The sequence below is a fragment of the Rahnella sp. P4_A8 genome (assembly GCF_056402435.1).
Map to the genome: position 1 here is coordinate 1 of NZ_JBFUHK010000057.1, position 21938 is coordinate 21938.

Here is a 21938-nt window from a genome sequence, read left to right on the forward strand (position 1 = left end):
CGGCAATGCCGGGGATCAGATAGGACAGCGTTTTCCCGACGCCGGTTGGCGCCTCAATGGCCAGATGCCGTGCAGAATCCCCCGAGAACGCTTTCGCCACCTCTGCAATCATCTGACGTTGCGGAGCGCGGGAAATGAAGTCCGGGATTTGCTGTTGCAGGGCTTTGTACCACTGGCTTATCTGATTTTTTACTGCGGGGGAAAGCGCCATGCATCTCTTTTTTGTTGGAAGTGAGACAGGAATGTGGGAGCTATTGTCACACAGACCCGCTTCCGGCGCAGCCCGAAATCTCAATTCCTCCTCCTTACGGGTGAACGAAAATTGTGCAGAAAAAACGGAGGATGTGTAAAAAAAGAAAAAGTTCATTTCTGACTGTCATAAATTGATCACAAAAATACGGTAAAAAACTCTCGCTGAGAAAAATCCGAGTCCACACGGAATGCACAGCAAAAAATGGTGATTAGCGTCTTTCCATAAGACTTCATATAAAGCTTTCCCAAAAAGCTTTTAATAGAAAATGCAGGGTAAAAATTCATGAAACGTAATATTCTGGCACTTTTAATTCCTGGTTTATTGATTGCATCAGGCGCACACGCAGCGGAAGTTTATAATAAAGACGGCAATAAACTGGACCTGTACGGTAAAGTGAAAGGTCTGCATTACTTCTCTGACGCTGCCAGCAATGACGGCGACCAGAGTTATATTCGTTTCGGTTTTAAAGGCCAGACACAAATTAATGACCTGATCACCGGCTACGGCCAGTGGGAATACAACGTCATGGCTAACCATGCTGAATCTGACAGCAAAACGCCAAGCACCACCGGCACCAAAACCCGTCTGGCCTTCGCTGGCCTGAAATTCGGTCAATACGGTTCCGTCGACTATGGCCGTAACTACGGTGCGCTGTACGACGTTGAAGCCTGGACCGATATGTTCCCTGAATTCGGCGGCGACGGTTATACCAAGGCTGACCGCTTCATGACTGGCCGTACCAACGGCGTAGCCACCTACCGTAACCGTGGCTTCTTCGGCCTGGTTGACGGTCTGAACGTTGCCGTTCAGTACCAGGGCAAAAATGAAAACGACGGTCGCGGCAGCAGCACAGCTAACGGCGACGGTTATGCACTTTCCACCACTTACGCACTGGGTGACAGCGGCGTGAGCCTGGGTGGTGCCTATGCTTCTTCTGACCGCACAACTGCTCAGAGTAATTCCACTTACGGCAAAGGTGATAAAGCAGACGCATGGACTGGCGGCATGAAATATGACGCAAATGGCGTTTATTTAGCCGCAATGTATGCTGAAACCCGTAATATGGTGGCAATCACCGTCCCTGGCGGAATTGCAGGCGCACCGGCTGGCAGCGGTTTTGCGAATAAAACACAAACCTTCGAAGCCGTTGCACAATATCAGTTTGAGAATGGCCTGCGCCCTTCACTGGGTTATGTCCAGACTAAAGCAAAAGATATTGAGAATATCGGTGATGCCGACCTGGTTAAATACGTTGACGTAGCCGCGACCTATTATTTCAACAAAAATATGTCTGCGTATGTTGATTATAAAATCAACCAACTGTCTGACGACAATAAACTGGCTCTGAACAACGACGATATCACTGCCGTTGGCCTGGTTTATCAGTTCTAAATTTAAGCGTTTTACCCCCTCATTGTTATTTCTCTGTCTTTGATTTTTTTGGCCGGACTCACCCTCCGGCCTTTTTCATTTCTGTCATTTTCCGGCACATCTCGCGTAACTCATCATTTATTCTTTCACACCCCGCTGAATCTGCTAAAGTTTTAACKATTTTCATGAATGCGAATCCTTCGTAACAAGCATAGGGACAACCAATGAATAAAATTTCGCTTTGCACCACCAGTGCTTTAATCATGCTGGCCCTCAGTGGCTGTGCGCAGCAAAAAACCGATGCCCAGCAGAAGCTGAACGATCAGTCCGTCATGGCACTGAACTGGTTCCAGCAATCCGGTGAATATCAGGCGCTGGCTTATCAGGCATTTAACACGGCCAAAATGGCTTTCGATCAGGCGCAGCCTCTGGCTGGTCAGAAGAAAGCCGTTGTCGTTGACCTCGATGAAACCATGCTCGATAACAGCGCATACAGTGCGTGGCAGGTCAAAGCGAACAAGCCATTCGACAGCAAGACCTGGTCTCAGTGGACAGCAGCCCGCCAGGCAACGGCCGTTCCCGGTGCGGTTGAATTCGCTAATTATGTCAACACTCACGGCGGCACGATGTTCTACGTGTCCAATCGCAAAACCAGCGAATACGCCGCGACACTGGATAATATGAACCGTCTGGGCTTTACCGGCGCCAATGAAAAAACCATGCTGCTGAGTTCTGATACCTCCAACAAGCAGGCACGTTTTGATTCCATCAAAGCCGCGGGTTATCACGTGGTGATTTACATCGGCGACAACCTGAATGACTTTGGTTCTGCCACCTACCATCAGGGCAACGAGCAGCGTCGGGCGTTTGTGAATCAGAACCATCAGCACTTCGGTACACAATATATCGTGCTGCCAAATCCGCTGTACGGTGACTGGGAAAGTGGTCTGGCGAAGGATTACAACAAGCTGACGCCTGAGCAGAAACTGTCAGCGCGGGAGCAGAATTTGAAGGCGTGGAGCGGGAAATAAGCCCGTTGCGGTTTGCTCCTCCCCCTGCGAAGGGGGAGGTTGGGAGGGGGTTTTAGACTGTAAATCAATTGCCTGAGCGGAAACTTCACCCAACGTTTTTGCTTTAATACCCCACCCCAGCCCTCCCCTTCGCAGGGGAGGGAGCGGAACGGTGAACGCCTGAGTAATGTCTGCCTTTTGTCAGGACATCGCGTTAAATCTCCGGATTCCCCACTAACCCATCGATCAATATCTGCGGTGTCCCCTGCGAGCAGCGCTCAATTCTGCCGCGTACGCCGTAGACCCGCGCCAGACTGTCGGCAGTGATCACGTCTTCCGGCTCGCCATCGGCAATCAGATTACCGTCTTTAAGCATCAGCACGCGGTCGCCATGACGCAGGGCGATATTGATGTCATGCACCACAACCACTGTCACGATATTGCGTTTCTGCGTTTCCTTGCGCACCAGATCCATGACATGGAACTGGTAGTTGAGATCGAGGGCGCTGAGCGGTTCGTCCAGCAGGAGTAATGACGGCTGGCGGATCAGCGATTGCGCCAGGCCAACCAGTTGCTTCTGACCACCGGAAAGCTGATCGAGATAACTCAGCGCCAGATGTTCGATACCCAACTGACGCAAAAGCGCCATCACTGTATCGGTACCTTCCGCATTCTTGCCTTTACCGCCGCCGGACGCGCGCTGCGCCACGATAATGGATTCCAGCACATGCAGATGTACGCCCGCAGGCAGAGTTTGCGGCAGATACACCACCTGCTCTGCACGTCGTGCAAACGGCATCGGCATTAAATCGTGTCCGTCGAGCATCAGCTGCCCTTCCGCACGGTTAAGCCCGGCGAGAGAACGCAGCAACGTCGACTTACCGCTGCCATTTGGCCCGAGCAGAACGGTAATTTTCCCGCGTGGCAACATCGGCACATTCAGATTGCGGATCACGCGGCGCTTCGGATATCCGGCGTTGAAATCGCGGATTTGCAGGCCCTGCGTAGCAGCATTCAGTAAATCTTCAGGACGCGTTTCTAACATCGCAGACATCAGATGTTCCCCCGGTGGCGCAGAATAATACTCAGGAAGAACGGCACGCCAACCAGAGACGTCACGATACCGACAGGAATAATGACGCCCGGCACCAGATTTTTAGAGGCTACCGACGCCATCGACAACACCAGCGCGCCAATCAGCGCACTGGCGGGCAGATAGAAACGGTGATCTTCACCAAACATCAGGCGGGCGATATGCGGCGCCACCAGCCCGATAAAACCGATCGGCCCGACGAAAGCCACCGCCAGTGCGGAAAGAATACTGATGCGCAGTAACGTACCGAGGCGCAGGCGACGCACGTCGATACCAAAACTGACGGCACGATCTTCACCCAGACGCAGCGCGGTGAGTTTCCACGCGCTCATCATCGACCACGGCAATAAAATCAGGAATGCCAGCACCATCACGCCGAGTTTCACCCACGACGCCCTCGCCAGGCTGCCCATCGTCCAGAAAACCAGCCCCTGTAAGGTGTCTTCGGTGGCGATAAACTGCATCAGCGAAACCAGTGCGTTGAAGGTAAAGACCAGTGCGATACCAAACAGCACCACACCGGAGCTGGCAACGCGCGTCCAGCGGGTGATACCGTCGAGCATCAGTGCGGCAAATAAGGCAAAAATGAAGGCGTTGGCGGAGATAAACCATTGATCCGGCACGCCCGGAATACCAATGCCAAGCACAATCGCCAGCGCCGCACCAAACGCCGCAGCAGAAGACACGCCCAGCGTAAACGGACTGGCCAGCGGGTTATTGAGGATGGTCTGCATTTCAGCACCGGCAAGGCCCAGTGACATACCGACCGCCACCGCCATCAGCGCGTAAGGCAGACGAATATCCCAGACAATCACCCGCGTGCCCGGATCCGCCGCTGCGGCGTCAAACAGCGTTTTCCACAATGTGCCGAGCGATAACCCCGAAGGCCCCATAATGAAATCAATCACCAGTGAAACGACAATCGCCAGTACCAGGATCAGCATAACTAACAGACGGCGGCGCACGATATTCTGGTATCGCCCCATAACGCTGTCTTCGGCGTTGACGTTCACCCTCAGGGTGGGTTCGGTAGTTGCACTCATTTTCGCTTCAATCTCATTAAGTTAAAACTTACGGCGGGAGAACATGTTCTGGGGTTCCCGTAGGAAGGAAATAAATGATAATAATTATCAATGTGTTTTGCAAAACCTATCAGACATTCAAAGTAAACAAGGGCGTAACAAAGCATGACGTAATGGGTCTCCTGGCGTGAATCGCAGGCATTGAAAAGCGGAGCCTGAGCTCCGCTTTTCAATGCCATGGAAATCGGGGTCTGTTACTTATCGACGTGATCCGGGAATTCCATTTCGCTGTATTTCACCACTTTAGTGCCTTTGCTCAGCTTGTAGCCGAACCAGATGATCAGGAACAGTGGCAAGCCAATGTAAGTCGCCGCTACGCCACCCCAGTCAATGGTGTCTTTCAGGAATGCCTGATAGTTCTGGCCCAGCGTAATGATCAGACACAACACAAAGGCGAAAACCGGGCCGAACGGGAAGAAACCTGACAGATAAGGCAGTCTCTTCAGATCACGGCCCTGTAAGACATAACCGCGACGGAAGCGGTAATGGCTGACCGCAATCCCCAGCCAGGCGATGAAACCGGTCATGCCCGACGTGTTCAGCAGCCACAGGTAAACGGTCTGATTACCAAACATTGAGCTCAGGAAACACAACGCCGCCACGATAGTGGTGGCATACAGCGCGTTACGCGGCACACCCCCTTTCGACAGCTTAGCGAATATGCGCGGCGCTTTGCCTTCGCTCGCCAGGGTAAACAGCATGCGGGTTGAGGCGTACATTCCGGAGTTACCGGCTGACAGTACCGCCGTCAGGATCACAGCATTCATTACCGCCGCCGCTGATAACAGACCCGCATTACGGAATACCAGCGTGAACGGACTTACCGAGATATCGCCGACTTCATTACGCAGCAGGTTCGGATCGGTATAAGGAATGATCAGGCTGATCACCAGAATCGCCAGAATATAGAACAGCAGAATACGCCAGAAAACCTGACGCACCGCGCGCGGAATATTCTTGCCCGGATTCTCAGATTCGCCCGCCGCCACCCCGATCAGTTCAGTGCCCTGGAAGGAGAAACCGACAATCATCGCCACGCCTATCATCGAGGCAAATCCGCCTGCAAACGGCGCATCCCCGATGGCCCAGTTATGCCAGCCCGCCGTTTCAGCACCGCGCATAATGCCGGTGATCATCAGGACGCCAACGGCGATAAAGATGATGACGGTAACCACTTTGATCAGCGAGAACCAGTATTCCGCCTCGCCAAAACCGCGCACGGAAATGTAGTTGAGCAGGAAAATCAGACCAAGGAACAAGGCGCTCCAGATCCAGCCCGGTGTGTCCGGGAACCAGTAATTCATCACCAGTTGTGAGGCCACCAGGTCAACCGCGATGGTGACTGCCCAGTTGTACCAGTAGTTCCAGCCCAGTGCGAAACCGAAGCCTTCTTCAACATAACGGGAGCCGTAAGTGGAGAATGAACCGGAAACCGGCATGAACGCCGCCAGCTCACCGAGGCTGGTCATCAGGAAGTAAACCATGATGCCGATTAATGCGTAGGAAAGCAGTGCACCACCCGGGCCTGCCTGGGAAACTGTCGCACCTGATGCAACGAATAACCCCGTACCAATTGAACCGCCTATGGCGATCATCGTTAAGTGACGTGCCTTCAGCTCGCGACGCAGTGTGGGAGCCACCTGCGTATTTTTTGTAGGTTGTTGAGCCATTTTTTCCCTATATCCGCTCGTCATGTGCAAATTTAAGCGCGGATTGTAGCAAAACCTGCCGCTCTGAATAGCAGGAACGACCTGTTATAAGACACCTTCATAACTGGCCGCAGATCATTAGTGAAAGACCGTTATTGGGCTTCGCGACAATAGGTTAGAAAACGTGATAATGCGCCGGAGATATGTTTTTGCCGGTGATGAATCAGGTAAAGCTTACGCACCAGCGGCGCGACGGGCAGCCGGATTTCCACCAGCGAACCACTGCTCAGCTGCTCAGAAATCACCCGCCGCGAGAGGCAACTGATCCCGATGCCATGCCGTACAGCGTGCTTAATGGCCTCGGAATTCCCCAGTTCCATTACCAGGTTAAAATCTGGCAACTGAGGCAACAGCAGATGATCTAACACCTCACGGGTACCGGAACCGCGCTCGCGCAGGATCCAGGGTTCACGCGCCAGCGATTCCAGCGAAACGACCCGCCCTGCCAGCGGATTTTCCGGCGCGACAAACACCACCAGTTCATCATCCAGCCAGGGCTGGGTGATCAGTTCAGGCATCTGACACGGGCCTTCGATCAGACCGAGATCGACACGAAAATCCGCCACCGCGTTAATAACATCATTGGTATTACCGACATTCAGCTCCAGCGGCGTATTGGGGAAATCCAGGCGGTAATCCGCGATCATCGCCGGCAGCATATAGTTGCCGATGGTGCTGCTCGCGCCGATGCGCAGCGAACCGTTATCGTGATTGAACAGTCGCTCGATTTCGCCCGCCTGTTCGAGCAACGCCAGCGCTTTCGGATACAGTAAACGCCCATGCTCATTAATTACCAGCCGCTTCCCGACACGGTCAAATAACTGCACGCCAAGCTGCCCTTCGATATCGGCCAGCGCCGCACTGACCGCCGATTGTGATAATGAAAGCACAACCGACGCCTGCGTGGTCGAACCGCTTTTCAGCACCTCGGCGAAAACTTCAAGTTGTCGCAATGTTATGTGCATAAATGTCCCGCTATTCTCACGCGCCTGACAGCACGCTGTGCTTTAAGTATAGACCCTTGCCTTGCAGGCCTCTTTTGAATGAAGGTTTTATACCAGTTTTATAGCTAGGTTATAAAGTAATAATCTATTTCATTTTTATATAAGCGCGGCGTAGCCTTGTTTCATCACTCCTGAACGAGGAACGGACAATGAGTACACTTGCGCTTAAAAATGAAAATAAAAAGACGGCGGATAAACACCCTTTACCCCATTTGTCGGGCTTTGGCCGCGTGTTACCCGGGCTGGCGCTGACCGGTGTGATCACTGCACTCGCGCTCTGGCTGAGCGATATTCCTGCACTGAGTCATCTCGGCCTGAGCGCGCTGACGCTGGCGATTGTCATCGGCATGGTGGTCGGCAATACGGTATATCCGGCTGCAAAACCCTGGTGCGAAGACGGCGTGACGCTGGCGAAACAACGTCTGTTGCGTCTGGGGATTATCCTTTACGGCTTGCGGCTGACCTTCGCACAAATCGCCGATGTCGGCGCGACCGGTATTGTGATCGACGCGCTGATGTTGTGCTCCACTTTCGCCCTCGCCTGCTGGCTTGGACAGCGGGTGTTTAAACTGGATCGCGATACCGCGATGCTGATTGGCGCAGGCAGCAGCATCTGTGGCGCAGCGGCGGTGATGGCGACGGAACCGGTGCTGAATGCCAAAGCAGAGAAAGTGACGGTTGCAGTCGCCACTGTCGTTATCTTCGGGACAGCCGCCATCTTTCTGTATCCGTGGTTATGGCATCTGAATGCGCAGTATCACTGGCTGAGTTTTACCGCTGCTCAGTTCGGCATTTACACCGGTTCGACGGTGCACGAAGTGGCGCAGGTCGTGGCGGCCGGTCAGGGTGTCAGCCCGGATGCGGAAAACGCGGCAGTGATCGCCAAGATGATCCGCGTCATGATGCTGGCACCATTCCTGCTGCTGCTCTCTGGCTGGAAGTCACGTAAAGAGGTACAACAAGGTGGCCAGAATGCGGGCATGCGCAATATAACTATCCCATGGTTTGCCCTGCTGTTTATTCTGGTGGCAGCATTCAACTCGCTGAATATTTTGCCACACAGCTGGATCCCGGCGCTGATTACGCTCGATACCGTGCTGCTGGCGATGGCGATGGCGGCGCTCGGGCTGACCACCCACATGAGCGCACTGCGTCAGGCGGGGCTTAAACCGATGCTGCTGGCGGCGTTGCTGTTTATCTGGCTGATTGTCGGCGGTGCCGGTATCAACCAAGTGGTTCAGCATCTTTTTGGCTGATATTGCTGCTTTTAACACTTCAGTGCTGCGCCTCCTGCCCGGAGGCGCTATCATTTGTCCATAAACGCGATGAATAACTGAGGAGCAAAAATGAAGTTTGTGGGAGCACACGTGAGTGCGGCCGGGGGTGTCGATCAGGCGGTTCTGAGGGCACACGAGCTGGAAGCCACGGCTTTTGCGCTTTTCACCAAGAATCAGCGTCAGTGGAAAGCCGCACCGTTGCCGGAAGACGTCATCGAAAAATTCAAAGTGGCCTGTGAAAAATACGGTTACCAAAGCAATCAGATTTTGCCGCACGACAGCTACCTGATTAACCTCGGGCACCCGGTGACTGAGGCGCTGGAGAAATCCCGCGAGGCGTTTCTTGATGAGTTGCAACGCTGCGAACAGCTTGGCCTGTCGCTGCTGAATTTCCATCCGGGCAGCCACCTGATGCAAATCGAAGAAGATAAATGCCTGGCGCTGATTTCTGAATCCCTGAACATTGCGCTGGATAAAACCAAAGGCGTGACCGCGGTTATCGAAAACACCGCCGGTCAGGGCAGCAATCTTGGCTTCCGCTTCGAGCATCTGGCCAAAATTATTGAAGGCGTGGAAGACAAAAGCCGCGTTGGCGTCTGTATCGATACCTGCCATGCCTTTGCGGCAGGTTATGACCTGCGCACGGCAGAAGAATGCGAGAAAACCTTTAAGCACTTTGAAGAGGTGGTTGGTTTTCAATATCTGCGAGGGATGCACCTCAACGACGCGAAAAGCGAGTTCAACAGCCGCGTTGACCGCCACCACAGCCTTGGCGAAGGCAATATCGGCAATACCGTATTCAGCTGGATCATGAAAGATGCACGTTTCGACGGCATCCCGATGATCCTCGAAACTGTCAATCCGGATATCTGGAAAGATGAAATCGCCTGGCTGAAAGCGCAGCAGACTGCCGAGAATGACGAAGCCGCGGCGTAGTTTTTACCGTAAATTCCGGTCGGCGCCCTCCCCTGCGAAGGGAAGGCGCAATAAAAAAGGCGCGACATTCACATGTCGCGCCTTTTTGTTTTTTAACGATTTACTGTTATGCAGCAGCTTTCGCGGCTACCGCAGCATCTGAACGTTTCAGAATCGCGTATGCGCCACCCGCCAGAACCGTACCGGCGATAATCGCCACCAGATAACCGAGAACCGGCGTGATTGCACCAGGGATCAGCAGTACGAACAGACCGCCGTGTGGTGCCATCAGTTGTGCGTGGAATGCCATCGACAGCGCACCGGTCAGTGCACCACCTGCGATACAGCATGGCAGAACACGCATCGGGTCACGGGCCGCAAACGGAATCGCACCTTCAGAGATAAAGCACAAGCCCAATACCAGCGCCGCTTTACCGCCTTCACGTTCGCTTTGCTCGAACTTATGACGCGCCAGCAATGTCGCCAGCCCCATCGCCAGAGGTGGCACCATACCGGCAGCCATGATGGCGGCCATTGGTGCGTAGACGGAAGAACTCAGCAGTGCCACACCGAACGCGTAAGCAGCTTTGTTCACCGGGCCACCCATGTCGGTACACATCATCGCACCGAGAATTGCGCCGAGCAGTACCGCATTGGCTGTACCCAAAGATTGCAGCCAGGCAGTCAGACCCGCCATGATTTTAGCAACCGGCGTACCGACCACGTAAATCATCACCAGACCGGTAATCAGACTCGCCACCAGCGGAATAATCAGGATAGGTTTCAGCGCTTCCATACTTTGCGGTAATTTCAGCTTGCCGCTGATGGCTTTCGCCACATAACCCGCCAGGAAACCTGCGATGATACCACCGAGGAAACCAGCACCGGTGCTGACAGCCAGCATGCCGCCGATAAGACCCGGCGTCAGGCCCGGACGGTCAGCGATAGAGAAGGCAATGAAACCGGCCAGAACCGGCACCATCAGCGCGAAGGCAGAAGCGCCACCGATTTGCATCAATGCCGCCGCCAGCGTGCCTTTCACTTCAAAGGCTTTGATACCGAAGACAAATGACAGTGCGATACACAGACCACCCGCAACCACCATTGGCAGCATGTAAGACACGCCGGTCAGCAGGTGACGGTATGGGCCTGCGCCGCCCGCTTCTTTCTTCCTGGTGCCCGTCGCTGCGCCCTGAGATTTCGGCTCAAACACTTCAGCTTCAACCAGCGCTTTGTCCAGTTCCTGTTTGGTCTTTTTCAGTGCCAGACCGGTAGACGTGCGGTACATCGGCTTACCGGCAAACTTAGCCAGATCCACTTCGATGTCAGCCGCGACAATCACCAGATCGGCCGCGGCAACTTCTTCCGGTGTAATAGCATTGCCTGCACCTACAGAACCGCGGGTTTCAACTTTTACCCACCAGCCACGTTTTTTGGCTTCAGTTTCAATCGCTTCTGCAGCCATAAAGGTGTGTGCAACACCGGTCGGGCAGGCAGTGATGGCGACGATACGTTTCGGGCCGCTGGCTGCCGGAGCGGCAACGGCTGCCGCAACAGGTGCGACATAAGGTTTAGCTTCAGCCACAGCGCGTTGCAGGAAAGCCTCCGGATCACGGACTGCATCAGCCACATTACCGGTATAAATATTTTTGCCAGCCAGCGCAGGTTCGTTTGGCACGGTTTCACCGGCCACAATCACTACATCAGCGTCAGCGGCCTGTTCGGTCAACGAGTGGCCTGCTTTCGCCGCAGCAGCAGCGAGCAAATTTTTTGCCAGTTGGCTGCGAGCCTGTCCCAGCGAACTGTCTATCATCAGCAGCATTTTCATTCTGACTCCTGCGGATTAAAAGGGTTTCAGATCAACACGGGCCATCATCGCCGCGAGTTGCGGACGATCGGTGACACCGACATTACTCTGGCTGACAGCCAGGGCAGCAACAGCAGTGGCCAGTCGTAGCGTATGTTCACTGGATTCACGCATCAGCAAACCGTAGATCAGACCACCGACCATGGAATCACCAGCACCCACGGTGCTGACGACTTCACAGGCTGGCGGTTTAGCGATCCACGCACCGGAGGCGTTAACCCACAATGCACCTTCAGCACCCAGAGAAATCACCACATGGGCGATCCCCTGATCACGCAGGGCATGCGCGGCTTCTACCACGTCGCTCAGTTCCGGCAATTTACGACCAGCCCAGATTTCCAGTTCACGGCGGTTAGGTTTCACCAGCCAGGGCGCGGCTTTCAGACCGGCAACCAGCGCTTCACGGCTGCTGTCGAAGATGATGCACGGGCACTGTGCACGCAGACGTTTCATCCAGTCGGTGAAAGCGTCAGGATCAACACCCGCTGGCAGACTGCCGCTGACGGCAACCATGTCGAACTGGCCCAGCCATGACAGGGAATCCGTTACGAAACGTTCCCAGTCAGCAGGCGTGACGTTGAAGCCGGAGAAATTGAAATCGCTGACTTCACCATCTTTTTCAGTCAGTTTGACATTGATACGGGTGCGGCCATTAACCACCTGGAAGCGGTTCGCAATACCCAGATCGCTGAATAACAGCTGGAAGCCATCCTGATTTTCTTTACCGAGGAAACCGCCAACGGTGACGTCGATGCCGAGATCTTTCAGCACTTTGGCAACGTTAATCCCTTTACCTGCCGCGTGCAGGCCGGTGGTTTGTACCAGGTTGACTTCACCCCGTTCGATTTCGGGGCAGTATCCGACCAGATCATAGGCCGGGTTTAAGGTAATTGTGGCGACCCGACGGCTCATGCGCCMTCCCCAAGACCTTCAGCAATCGCTTCACCGATGGTTTTTAATGCCAGCTCTGCATCCTCACCACTCGCGGTAAAACGCAGGTGGTGACCTTTTTTCACGCCCAGCGCCACGACTTTCATCAGGCTGCGGCCGTTGGCAGGTTTACCACTGCCATCAAGATTCGTTACCGTGATTTCGCTGCTGAACTGCTTAATAACGTTCACCAGTGCGGTACCCGGACGGGCGTGCAAGCCGTGTTCGTTACGGATAACGTATTCAGCGGTCAGCACGTTGGCTTGTTCTTCGACTTCGCTGGTCAGCAATGCCAGCACACCGACGGAATCTGCCGTCAGCAAGCGTTCAGCTTTGTTGGCAATCAGCAAATCACTGAGGTAGTTCAGCACATCGAGCGGCTGATCGTCAGCAACAGAAATCGTCAGCAGCATGGAGACTTTTTCGCCATCCAGATCAAATGCCTGCTGTGCACGGCTTACCGTTGCAGCACTTTTCAGGTTGCCTTCGGTGCTGTCGCTCAGCCAGATGCCCTGCCCGAGGTTCAGCGGTTTACGGCTGATCACATCGCTGACAAAAGCGGTATCGACAGCGCCAATCTCTTTCAGGCGGCCAGCGTTCAGCGCCTGTAACGTGATCAGGTTTTCTGCGGCCACATCGACTGCGATCAACTGGCTATCAAACAGGAATTCAGCCGCATTTTTTTCGCCCATCAGCAGGCTGCGTAATTCTTCAGCGGAATCTGTTTTTGCCAGGCGATCAGCCACGCTGTCGTCACTTAAGACGTGCGTCAGCTGACGCAGCAAACCGAGGTGTTCATCAGAACGAGCTGCGATGCCGATCACGACATATGCCGTCTGGCCTTCGCCCCAGGTAATCCCTTGCGGAAACTGGAAAACCTGCACACCGGTATCAAGCACCAGATCACGGGTATCTGTGGTGCCATGCGGGATTGCGATGCCGTTGCCAAGGTAAGTAGAGGTTTGCAACTCACGCGCCAGCATGCCGTCTACATAACCTGCGCTGACGCGACCGGCCTGAGTCAGTGCTGCTGCAACCTGGCGAATAGCGTCCTGCTTATCGCTGGCAGCCGCACCGAGATGAATATCTTGCTGTGACAGTTGGAACATAATTCTCCTCTCCTGCTGAAATTGAATCGTTTCAGCTTTACTGAGAAAAAAGGAGCGCCATCAGATTTCAGAAGAAAAACCGACAACGCTGAAACGTTTCAAGAAGTCTCAATCCGGCCTGTATTTAAATCAAGCTTTCCCTGATTTTGCGTAACGATTTTTTGATGTTACGCACAGTTTCCTTTCTGAGAGCTTTCCGAAACGGATAACTTAACGCAAATGCTGAAGTCAGGCTGACGAAAAATGCTGACGCAAGCTGCCCCCTTCTCTGCGGACAATATTGCGGTGAAGAAGCGACGCCTCACCCGGTCATTTTTGACACAAAGTGCGGTTTTATTATTCAGTATGGCAAATTCACTGTGGTTTACATTTTTGATGATCAAAACCTGTTTTTGTTTTTTTTAAACTGTCGTAACATTCGCGCAAATTTCGTCCCCTCCTCTACTTCTGGTTCACTTAGCTAATGCGAATTTCTACAACGTCAGCCCGCCGTTTACCCGACATGACGTCAACTGCTTTTCTGATCATCGCCTTCCTTACCGGCATTGCAGGCGCGTTACAGACCCCGACGCTCAGCCTGTTCCTCACTTCTCAGGTTCACGTCAGCCCGTTTATGGTGGGTATCTTCTTTACCGGCAGTGCCGTGATTGGCATCTTCGTCAGCCAGTTGCTGGCGACCTGGTCTGATCAACGCGGTGACCGCAAAACGCTGATTTTGTATTGCTGCATTCTGGGTGCGCTGGCTTGTGTGCTTTTCGCCTTTAACCGTAATTACTTTATCCTGCTGTTCATCGGCGTTTTGCTGTCGAGCTTTGGTTCCACAGCTAACCCGCAGATGTTCGCGTTAGCACGGGAGCATTCCGAAAAAACTGGTCGCGAAGCCGTGATGTTCAGCTCCATTTTGCGCGCACAGGTTTCGCTGGCATGGGTCGTCGGACCGCCGCTGGCCTTTGCCCTGTCGATAGGCTTTGGTTTTACCTTTATGTACTGCGCTGCCACGCTGGCTTTCTTGCTGTGCGGCGTGATGGTGTGGATGTTCCTGCCTTCGATGCCCAAGGCGCACATCAAGACCACCGCCACGCTGGAAGCACCACGCCGTAACCGCCGTGATACGCTGATGCTGTTCATCGCCTGTTCACTGATGTGGGCAGCAAACAGCATTTATCTGATCAATATGCCGCTGTATGTGGTGCGTGAACTGGGTCTGCCGGAAAAACTGGCGGGGGTACTGATGGGCAGTGCAGCCTGTCTGGAAATTCCGACCATGCTGATCGCCGGATATCTGGCTAAACAGTTGGGGAAACGCTTCCTGATGCGTTTCGCTGTGCTGGCGGGGGTGATTTTCTACGGCGGCATTCTGTTTACTACCGGTGCGGCAATGCTGATTGCTTTACAGTTGCTGAACGCAATTTTCATCGGCATTCTGGCCGGGATCGGCATGCTGTATTTCCAGGATCTGATGCCAGGTCAGGCGGGCGCGGCCACCACGTTATTTACCAATTCAACGCGGGCGGGCTGGATCCTGGCCGGTTCGCTGGCCGGGGTGATCGCCCAGTTCTGGACATACCATGCGGTATTTTATGCCGCACTGGCGATGGTGATTGGTTCGGTGTTATGTATCTGGAATGTGAAAAACGTCGATAAACCGGCGGAAGACGTGCCCGCAGCGGTGGTTTAAGGCGCGGTATCTGCCTCAAGCTGAATCAGATAAGTCAGCGCCTGGTCGCGATGTGTAAAGCACATTTCGCGGCTGGCCTGCAGGCTGGCGCAAACTTTCGGACGCAGTGGTGAGGTGAAAATCTTACACAGAAAGTTATCAGCCAGCTGAACACAGCGCGTATTGGCAGGCTTACCGTCTGGCATTCCCGGGATCGGGCTGGAAATTGAAGGCGCTATGCAACAGGCTCCGCAATCAGTACGACAGTCCATCAACAGCCTCCTCAGGCCTCATTTTGAGCCGCGACAATAGCAGGCAGCGTAATGCGCCACCAGCGAAATATTTACGACTCTGTAACACGATAACCCGAACATTTTTCATACCGGCAGGCGAAGCGCAAAATATGCGTCATAAAGCGGATTTTCGYGACTCTTTTTACGCTATCTGCTTGCCTGAAATCAGCGGCGCGGGTAACGTGTCGCAAATTATTTATCTCTCTCCTGACAGGTTATTTATATGGCACGTGCTAACGAAATTAAACGCGGCTTCGTTGTGAACTACGACGGCAAATTGCTGCTGGTAAAAGATATTGATGTTCAGAGCCCGAGCGCCCGTGGTGCCAGCACCTTGTACAAAATGCGTTTCGCTGACGTTCGTACTGGTGGCAAAGTGGAAGAGCGCTTCAAAGGCGACGATATCCTGGATACCGTTACCCTGACCCGTCGTAAAGTGAACTTCTCTTACGTTGATGGTGACGAATACATCTTTATGGATGACGAAGACTTCACGCCCTACACCTTTAATAAGGCGCAGATTGAAGACGAACTGCTGTTCATCCCTGAAGAAGGTTTGCAGGGCATGCAGGTTCTGACGCTGGACAGCCAGCTGCTGGCGCTTGAAATGCCGCAGACGGTGGATCTGGAAATCGTGGAAACGGCACCGGGCATCAAAGGCGCTTCCGCCAGTTCCCGCACCAAACCTGCGGTCATGAGCACCGGTCTGAACATTCAGGTTCCTGAATATCTGAGTTCTGGCGACAAAATCCGTATTCATATCGCAGAACGTCGTTATATGGGGCGCGCGGATTAATCAGCGCCCCGCTCTCTGCTGAAAGGAACGCTGCGGCGTTCCTTTTTTATTGTCTGCATTTTGCGATTAATCCTTCAGACTGTGGATCTGCATCACAAAATGAGTGGCTATCTGGACTTACCAATTCCCCTTTCTATCATATGACTTTACACTCTAAGCCCTGATTTCGGCTTAAATCGTCGCTTTATCCAGCATAAAATTCAACTGACGGGTAAATAGCCCCAATTTGGCCTGACCAATTATTTATTTCTGACTTGCCTGGAGTATTGCATGAAAACTATTGCCACAGCGTCCCTGCCTGCAGCAGTGTCATTGCCTGCTTATGATCGCGATGTGTTAAAAAGCCGTATTGTTCATCTCGGATTTGGTGCCTTCCATCGCGCTCACCAGGCGCTACTGACCAACCGCGTGCTGAACCTCCAGGGGGGCGACTGGGGCATTTGCGAAATTAGCCTGTTCGGCAATGAAACGCTGATCCAGAGTTTGCGTCAGCAAAATCATCTGTTTACCGTGCTGGAAAAAGGCGCGGACGGCAATCAGGCGATTATCATCGGCTCTGCACATGAATCTGTGCACGGCGGGATTGACGGGCTGGAAGCAGTACTTGAAAAACTCACTGAGCCACAGATCGCGATTGTTTCCCTGACCATCACTGAAAAAGGTTATTGCATTGAGCCGGGCACCGGCGAACTGGATCTGCAAAATCCAAAAATTCAGCAGGATCTGGCGGGCGGTCAGGCGCCGGGTACCGCTCCGGGCGTTTTAGTCGAAGCCCTGCGTTTACGTCATGAGCGCGGCTTACCAGGCTTCACCGTTTTATGCTGCGATAACATTCCTGAAAACGGTCTGGTGGTAAAAAACGCCGTACTGGGCATGGCGAAAGCACGTTCCGCAGAACTGGCTGAATGGATCGCCGGAAACGTCTCTTTCCCAAGCACCATGGTTGACCGTATTGTTCCTGCCGCGACGGAAAATACGCTGGAAGAAATCACCGAAGCCCTCGGAGGTGTGACCGATCCTTGCGGTATCGCCTGTGAACCCTTCATTCAGTGGGTCGTGGAAGACCATTTCGTGGCGGGCCGTCCGGACTGGGAAAAAGCTGGCGCACAGATGGTTGCCGACGTTTTGCCTTTCGAACAGATGAAGCTGCGCATGCTGAACGGCAGCCACTCTTTCCTCGCCTATCTCGGCTATCTGGCCGGTTATCAGCACATCAACGATTGTATGGAAGATGCCAACTATAAGGCCGCTGCCCATCATCTGATGCTGCATGAACAAGCTCCGACGCTGAGCGTCGAGGGTGTTGATCTCGGTGCGTATGCTGACAGCCTGATTGCACGTTACAGCAACCCGGCGCTGAAACACCGAACCTGGCAAATCGCGATGGACGGCACCCAGAAACTGCCACAGCGTATGCTCGATTCCATCCGCTGGCATGTTAAAAATGGTGGTTCCTATGAATTACTGGCGCTGGGCGTGGCAGGCTGGATGCGTTATGTCGGTGGTACTGATGATGCCGGGCAGTCCATTGAGATTAAAGATCCGATGGCTGAAACCGTCGCTAAAATTGTGGCATCAACCGAAGATGGCGAACCGCGGGTGAAAGCCCTGCTGGCCCTGACGGGCGTATTCGGTGAGCAATTGCCTCATGAAGAGAAAGTCGTAGCGGCCATACTGAGCGCGTATGCCGATCTGCAAAGAATTGGCGCGAAGAAAACCGTGGCAAAATACGTAGGTTAAGCCCGGCAACTGAAGCTAAGAACGGCTGCTGCGGCAGCCGTTCTTATTTGTGCGGCGGTATCAGTCGTTCAGTTCTGAGGGGACTGAGGAAAAAAGGAATCCGTCAAAAGACGGATCATCAGCATCCGAAACCTGTAACAGCATATCTTTGACATTTTCCAGATGCTGCCACATCGCCTGCTTGGCGGCTTTCGGATCCCTGCGAAGTACTGCCTGCAAGATTGTCTGATGGTCCTGCAACCAAATCTGACTGTAGTTTTTATCGCCGACATGCTGATGGATCCCCTGCCACATTGAGCTGCGCTGGCGGATCAGCCACAGATCATCCACCAGTTTAACCAGCACACTGTTCTGGGAAGCCTGCGCCAGCAAGGCATGAAACCGCTGATCTTCAGCATCATCGGAGACGCCACGTGCAATGCATTCTCGCTGTGCCTCAATGGCATCGCGCATTTGCAGAATATCCGTCTTAGTGGCCTGCATCGCCGCAAAAGCCGCGACTTCGCTTTCCAGCAATTGCCGCGCCTGTAATAACTCGAACGGGCCATATCCGCTGTCAGCGCTTTCCGGCTGGCTATCTTCCGGTTGATGCAATACATAGACGCCGGAACCTTTACGCACTTCGACCACTTTTTCCAGCTCCAGCATGATCAGCGCTTCACGCACTACACTTCGGCTGACGGAATAAGATTCCGCAATGTCACGCTCCGGAGGGAGGCGATCGCCAGGGGCATATTTTCCGGCATGGATATCGCGACGTAAATGACCGCCTATCTCCTGATAAAGTCGCATGTTTTTGCCCCTTTCACTGACACAAGCTCAATTGGTCTGACATCTGATTAATCGTTCTGATGCCTGAAATAAGAGAGAAAATTATAACATGTCAGCAAAAAGGGAAAGGACAGGAATAGAAAACTGACGGCCCGATCAAGATTGGGCCAGCCAGTTCATAAAGTTGTCCGGCCACATAACGATACATTGCATTACCGCGCTCAATGACCGGAGCGAAACATATTAACGATACTAACTATTTACGGCTGCTTAGTTATAACTCACCGTCATCACCGCAAGGCGAGGATCATTATTAATATGCCGCGTGGTGACCTGCCCGAGAGACAAAGGCAAGGCGAAAGAAGAAGGATTTTGCGCATTCAGCGTATGAACTTGCCTCACCTGTTTTCCGCCACGATCACAGTCGCTGATCACCGCATTACGTGCGGCACTGACGTGACATCCTCCGTCAACAATTGACCCGGTAATATGAATAATTCCGCCTGTTGCAGCGGCACTGGCAAACTGAATCGTCCCTGAGGCCATGACTCCCAAAAACAGTACACAGGTAATTCTGTTCATGGTGACACCTCATCATAACTATTAATTTTAAAGTTCCCGTAACCACAATTTAACATTAATACATCTAATTGAATTTACACGTCTGGAGGCAAAATAAATCTTGCTTGCCTGCCGGCAAAAATAAGCAATCCATGTCTTACATCGGCGCAACGCTGGATTTTCTTAAGGAGTCGCTGCACATTGGCGGGGAATTTTTCAAAAAGGATGTGCAACCATGACCAAAACCAACCTGATCACCGGCTTTCTGGGAAGCGGAAAAACCACCACGCTGCGCCACCTTCTGGCTCAGAAGCCTGAAGGTGAAAAGTGGGCCGTGCTGGTGAATGAATTCGGCGAAGTCGGCATTGATGGTGCATTACTGGCTGGCAGTGGTGCGGTTTTGAAGGAAATCCCCGGTGGTTGCATGTGCTGTGTGAACGGATTGCCAATGCAGGTCGGTCTGAATATGTTATTGCAGCAGGCTAAACCTGACCGCTTGCTGATAGAACCCACCGGGCTGGGGCATCCGAAACAGATTCTTTCTTTACTGACGTCTGACGTTTACAGCAACTGGCTGACACTCAATGCCACGCTTTGTCTGCTGGATCCGCGTCAGTTAAGCGATCAGCGGGTGACTGATAATGAAAACTTTCGCGATCAGTTAGCCGCAGCAGACATTATCGTGGCAAATAAGTCTGATGTGACGCAGGCGCAGGACACGCAGAAGCTGGACGACTGGTATCAGCAGAATGGTCACGAGCGTCTTCTGGTGACKGCTTCGCAAGGTGAGATCGCCCTGACATTACTTGATTTTCCGCGCCAGAATCTGGTTGAGTTACCGCAAGGTAAACATCATCACGCTCACGCCGCTAAACAAGGACTGGCTGCACTGAGCCTGCCGGGAAAACAGCGCTGGCGTCGCGCACTGAATCAGGCGGACGGTTATACCAGTTGCGGGTGGATATTTGATGGCGAAACGCAGTTTGAGACCGCGGGCATTCTCGACTGGGCGCGCGCGGTGCCGGTTGATCGCGTCAAAGGGGTTATACGCATTAAAGAAGGCACATTACTGATTAACCGTCAGGGCAATGACTTACACATTGAAACGAAACCGGTGGCGCCGTTAGACAGCAGAATTGAGCTTATTACGCAAAATGAAGTGCAGTGGAATGCAATACAATCCTCCTTGTTGAAGATTCGTTTAAGTTGATCAGATTAAGTTAACGCTAACTAAGTTATTCCTTACTTTGCTAAGAATAGGTCTTCCTTTATGTGGCGCCGCAATATTCCCGCAATCCTGATACTCAATGTATTAGGTGTTGCCTTATTTTTATCTTTCTATTTGCCAGCAAACCATGGTTTCTGGTTCCCGATTGATAAATCGATTTTCTTCTTTTTTAATCAACATCTGGCCACTGATGCGTGGTTTCTGCACCTGGTCGCCGTGACCAATAATCGTGCCTTTGATCTGATTTCATTGCTGGCGATGGGAATCCTGTATCTGAGCTATTTCCTGAAGCAGGATAGCGACGGGCGTCGCCGGTACATCATTATTGGTGTCGTGATGTTGCTGACTGCCGTTGTGCTCAACCAGCTCGGACATTTATTGCCTGTCAGCCATAAAAGCCCGTCACTCAGCTTCCCGGGCGTAAACCGCGTGAGCGAACTGACCGGCATTYCCACCAAAGATGCTTCCAGCGACAGCTTCCCCGGCGACCATGGCATGATGCTGATTATTTTTTCATGCTTTATGCTGCGCTACCTGAGTAAGTCAGCATTCGCTGTCGCCTTGATCATCACCTTCATCTTCTCACTCCCACGCGTGATGATTGGTGCACACTGGTTTACTGATATCGCGGTCGGCTCAATGTCCGTCGTGCTGGTCGGTGCCAGCTGGTGGCTGATGACACCAGCCAGCGATACGCTGATTAACTGGCTTGATCAAAAATTACCCGGTAAAAAAAATCCTAAGACACACGCATAATTTTGGATGCATACATAATATTTATGGCCCGGCAGATCTTTATGATTTGCCGGGCCTTTTTAAAGGATGTTTCTCAACGCCTCTGCGCTGTATTATGTCCCCTGAACGCGCTATTGATGCGGTTTTAACCCAAATTCGCGTAAAGATCACACAGCATTTTTAACATGTTTACTTACATCACCTTACATCACAATTTCTTATAAAAAATCTCATAATACCTCTCGCAATCACCTGTTCATTACGGTAATCTCCAATTCGCCTGTATAGAATTGTGTTAAAAACACCCCGGTTCAGGAAAAAAACGTGCTGCGACGCACATTTCCTCCCCCTGGTATTTGTCCCACAGATATATGGCAGGTAATCTCGCTTCGTTTGGCAATTTTAATAACGATTTCATCGTTAAGGACAGCAAGGGATAACAACAATAATGGTCAAGTCTCAACCGTTTCTGAGATATATCACGCGGATAATTCCCGCGATTGGTGCAGCAATTATTCTTTCTGCATGTAGTGGTAC

19 protein-coding genes and 2 pseudogenes are annotated in these 21938 nt (G+C 52.6%); 10 read left to right on the plus strand and 11 right to left on the minus strand.

Going from position 1 to position 21938, the window contains the following annotated elements:
- A pseudogene (locus AC1DUO_RS19785) lies at positions 1 to 211 on the minus strand (DEAD/DEAH box helicase); the annotation flags it as partial.
- A 324-nt stretch (positions 212 to 535) separates the two neighbouring features.
- On the opposite strand from AC1DUO_RS19785, the gene ompC reads away from it, so the two are divergent.
- Positions 536 to 1645, plus strand: coding sequence for a porin OmpC (ompC, locus tag AC1DUO_RS19790; protein ID WP_013574672.1), 1110 nt, complete (start codon positions 536 to 538; stop codon positions 1643 to 1645).
- 203 nt (positions 1646 to 1848) lie between these two features.
- Positions 1849 to 2655, plus strand: coding sequence for a 5'-nucleotidase, lipoprotein e(P4) family (locus AC1DUO_RS19795; RefSeq protein ID WP_013574671.1), 807 nt, complete (start codon positions 1849 to 1851; stop codon positions 2653 to 2655).
- A 193-nt stretch (positions 2656 to 2848) separates the two neighbouring features.
- Here AC1DUO_RS19795 and AC1DUO_RS19800 read toward each other — a convergent pair whose 3' ends face one another.
- The 4 genes from AC1DUO_RS19800 to yieE all read right to left on the minus strand — a co-directional run bounded on the left by AC1DUO_RS19800 (position 2849) and on the right by yieE (position 7483).
- Complete coding sequence (locus AC1DUO_RS19800) at positions 2849 to 3688, minus strand: ABC transporter ATP-binding protein (protein WP_013574670.1); 840 nt, start codon at positions 3686 to 3688, stop codon at positions 2849 to 2851.
- Positions 3688 to 4770 (minus strand): FecCD family ABC transporter permease, encoded by a 1083-nt coding sequence (locus tag AC1DUO_RS19805; RefSeq protein WP_013574669.1) that lies wholly within the window; start codon positions 4768 to 4770, stop codon positions 3688 to 3690. Before AC1DUO_RS19805 ends, AC1DUO_RS19800 begins: the two co-directional genes overlap by 1 nt.
- A 233-nt stretch (positions 4771 to 5003) precedes the next feature.
- Positions 5004 to 6479 carry an amino acid permease gene (locus AC1DUO_RS19810; RefSeq protein ID WP_013574668.1) on the minus strand — a complete coding sequence of 492 codons (1476 nt, stop codon included), beginning with the start codon at positions 6477 to 6479 and terminating at the stop codon, positions 5004 to 5006.
- A gap of 131 nt (positions 6480 to 6610) precedes the next feature.
- Positions 6611 to 7483 carry a DNA-binding transcriptional regulator YeiE gene (gene yieE, locus AC1DUO_RS19815; RefSeq protein ID WP_013574667.1) on the minus strand — a complete coding sequence of 291 codons (873 nt, stop codon included), beginning with the start codon at positions 7481 to 7483 and terminating at the stop codon, positions 6611 to 6613.
- Between the two features lie 188 nt (positions 7484 to 7671).
- Here yieE and AC1DUO_RS19820 point away from each other — a divergent pair, with 188 nt between their 5' ends.
- Both AC1DUO_RS19820 and nfo read left to right on the plus strand, forming a co-directional pair.
- Entirely contained in the window at positions 7672 to 8778 is a 1107-nt protein-coding gene (locus tag AC1DUO_RS19820; protein ID WP_166860034.1) for a YeiH family protein, read from the plus strand.
- Positions 8779 to 8868: 90 nt separating this feature from the next.
- Positions 8869 to 9735: a deoxyribonuclease IV gene (gene nfo / locus AC1DUO_RS19825; protein ID WP_013574665.1), complete on the plus strand. Its 867-nt coding sequence runs from the start codon at positions 8869 to 8871 to the stop codon at positions 9733 to 9735.
- A gap of 106 nt (positions 9736 to 9841) precedes the next feature.
- Here nfo and fruA read toward each other — a convergent pair whose 3' ends face one another.
- From fruA to fruB, 3 genes are read right to left on the minus strand one after another with little or no spacing between them, the layout of a single operon-like run.
- Positions 9842 to 11542 carry a PTS fructose transporter subunit IIBC gene (gene fruA, locus AC1DUO_RS19830; RefSeq protein ID WP_013574664.1) on the minus strand — a complete coding sequence of 567 codons (1701 nt, stop codon included), beginning with the start codon at positions 11540 to 11542 and terminating at the stop codon, positions 9842 to 9844.
- Between the two features lie 15 nt (positions 11543 to 11557).
- Positions 11558 to 12493: a 1-phosphofructokinase gene (gene fruK, locus AC1DUO_RS19835; RefSeq protein ID WP_013574663.1), complete on the minus strand. Its 936-nt coding sequence runs from the start codon at positions 12491 to 12493 to the stop codon at positions 11558 to 11560.
- Complete coding sequence (fruB, locus tag AC1DUO_RS19840; RefSeq protein ID WP_477988435.1) at positions 12490 to 13620, minus strand: fused PTS fructose transporter subunit IIA/HPr protein; 1131 nt, start codon at positions 13618 to 13620, stop codon at positions 12490 to 12492. Before fruB ends, fruK begins: the two co-directional genes overlap by 4 nt.
- Before the next feature lie 463 nt (positions 13621 to 14083).
- On the opposite strand from fruB, the gene AC1DUO_RS19845 reads away from it, so the two are divergent.
- The gene (locus AC1DUO_RS19845; protein ID WP_477988436.1) at positions 14084 to 15298 is read left to right on the plus strand and encodes a sugar efflux transporter; all 1215 of its coding nucleotides are present in this window, start codon (positions 14084 to 14086) and stop codon (positions 15296 to 15298) included.
- On the opposite strand, the gene AC1DUO_RS19850 is transcribed toward AC1DUO_RS19845, so the two are convergent.
- Positions 15295 to 15549, minus strand: coding sequence for a YkgJ family cysteine cluster protein (locus AC1DUO_RS19850; protein WP_013574660.1), 255 nt, complete (start codon positions 15547 to 15549; stop codon positions 15295 to 15297). The genes AC1DUO_RS19845 and AC1DUO_RS19850 overlap by 4 nt on opposite strands.
- A 244-nt stretch (positions 15550 to 15793) precedes the next feature.
- Here AC1DUO_RS19850 and yeiP point away from each other — a divergent pair, with 244 nt between their 5' ends.
- Together yeiP and AC1DUO_RS19860 are read left to right on the plus strand one after the other, a co-directional pair.
- Positions 15794 to 16366, plus strand: a complete 573-nt coding sequence (yeiP, locus tag AC1DUO_RS19855; protein ID WP_015696520.1) for an elongation factor P-like protein YeiP — start codon at positions 15794 to 15796, stop codon at positions 16364 to 16366.
- A gap of 270 nt (positions 16367 to 16636) precedes the next feature.
- Positions 16637 to 18106 carry a mannitol dehydrogenase family protein gene (locus tag AC1DUO_RS19860; RefSeq protein WP_013574657.1) on the plus strand — a complete coding sequence of 490 codons (1470 nt, stop codon included), beginning with the start codon at positions 16637 to 16639 and terminating at the stop codon, positions 18104 to 18106.
- A gap of 60 nt (positions 18107 to 18166) precedes the next feature.
- Here the strand turns inward: AC1DUO_RS19860 and AC1DUO_RS19865 are convergent, their stop codons facing one another.
- Together AC1DUO_RS19865 and AC1DUO_RS19870 are read right to left on the minus strand one after the other, a co-directional pair.
- Entirely contained in the window at positions 18167 to 18898 is a 732-nt protein-coding gene (locus AC1DUO_RS19865; RefSeq protein WP_449632247.1) for an FCD domain-containing protein, read from the minus strand.
- A 249-nt stretch (positions 18899 to 19147) separates the two neighbouring features.
- On the minus strand, positions 19148 to 19459 hold the full coding sequence (locus AC1DUO_RS19870; protein ID WP_013574655.1) for a hypothetical protein: 312 nt from the start codon (positions 19457 to 19459) through the stop codon (positions 19148 to 19150).
- Between the two features lie 214 nt (positions 19460 to 19673).
- Here AC1DUO_RS19870 and AC1DUO_RS19875 point away from each other — a divergent pair, with 214 nt between their 5' ends.
- The 3 genes and pseudogenes from AC1DUO_RS19875 to spr all read left to right on the plus strand — a co-directional run.
- The gene (locus AC1DUO_RS19875) at positions 19674 to 20648 is read left to right on the plus strand and encodes a CobW family GTP-binding protein (RefSeq protein ID WP_223510121.1); all 975 of its coding nucleotides are present in this window, start codon (positions 19674 to 19676) and stop codon (positions 20646 to 20648) included.
- A 60-nt stretch (positions 20649 to 20708) separates the two neighbouring features.
- Positions 20709 to 21422, plus strand: a complete 714-nt coding sequence (locus AC1DUO_RS19880) for a phosphatase PAP2 family protein (RefSeq protein WP_477988438.1) — start codon at positions 20709 to 20711, stop codon at positions 21420 to 21422.
- A 427-nt stretch (positions 21423 to 21849) separates the two neighbouring features.
- A pseudogene (spr, locus tag AC1DUO_RS19885) lies at positions 21850 to 21938 on the plus strand (bifunctional murein DD-endopeptidase/murein LD-carboxypeptidase); the annotation flags it as partial.

Coding starts and splice junctions, on each gene's coding strand:
- AC1DUO_RS19870 (WP_013574655.1), bottom strand. CDS start 19,459: ATGAACAGAATTACCTGTGTACTGTTTTTGGGAGTCATGGCCTCAGGG.
- fruK (WP_013574663.1), bottom strand. CDS start 12,493: ATGAGCCGTCGGGTCGCCACAATTACCTTAAACCCGGCCTATGATCTG.
- ompC (WP_013574672.1), top strand. CDS start 536: ATGAAACGTAATATTCTGGCACTTTTAATTCCTGGTTTATTGATTGCA.
- AC1DUO_RS19810 (WP_013574668.1), bottom strand. CDS start 6,479: ATGGCTCAACAACCTACAAAAAATACGCAGGTGGCTCCCACACTGCGT.
- AC1DUO_RS19800 (WP_013574670.1), bottom strand. CDS start 3,688: ATGTCTGCGATGTTAGAAACGCGTCCTGAAGATTTACTGAATGCTGCT.
- fruA (WP_013574664.1), bottom strand. CDS start 11,542: ATGAAAATGCTGCTGATGATAGACAGTTCGCTGGGACAGGCTCGCAGC.
- AC1DUO_RS19850 (WP_013574660.1), bottom strand. CDS start 15,549: ATGGACTGTCGTACTGATTGCGGAGCCTGTTGCATAGCGCCTTCAATT.
- AC1DUO_RS19860 (WP_013574657.1), top strand. CDS start 16,637: ATGAAAACTATTGCCACAGCGTCCCTGCCTGCAGCAGTGTCATTGCCT.
- yeiP (WP_015696520.1), top strand. CDS start 15,794: ATGGCACGTGCTAACGAAATTAAACGCGGCTTCGTTGTGAACTACGAC.
- AC1DUO_RS19845 (WP_477988436.1), top strand. CDS start 14,084: ATGCGAATTTCTACAACGTCAGCCCGCCGTTTACCCGACATGACGTCA.
- yieE (WP_013574667.1), bottom strand. CDS start 7,483: ATGCACATAACATTGCGACAACTTGAAGTTTTCGCCGAGGTGCTGAAA.
- AC1DUO_RS19805 (WP_013574669.1), bottom strand. CDS start 4,770: ATGAGTGCAACTACCGAACCCACCCTGAGGGTGAACGTCAACGCCGAA.
- nfo (WP_013574665.1), top strand. CDS start 8,869: ATGAAGTTTGTGGGAGCACACGTGAGTGCGGCCGGGGGTGTCGATCAG.
- AC1DUO_RS19795 (WP_013574671.1), top strand. CDS start 1,849: ATGAATAAAATTTCGCTTTGCACCACCAGTGCTTTAATCATGCTGGCC.
- AC1DUO_RS19865 (WP_449632247.1), bottom strand. CDS start 18,898: ATGCGACTTTATCAGGAGATAGGCGGTCATTTACGTCGCGATATCCAT.
- AC1DUO_RS19820 (WP_166860034.1), top strand. CDS start 7,672: ATGAGTACACTTGCGCTTAAAAATGAAAATAAAAAGACGGCGGATAAA.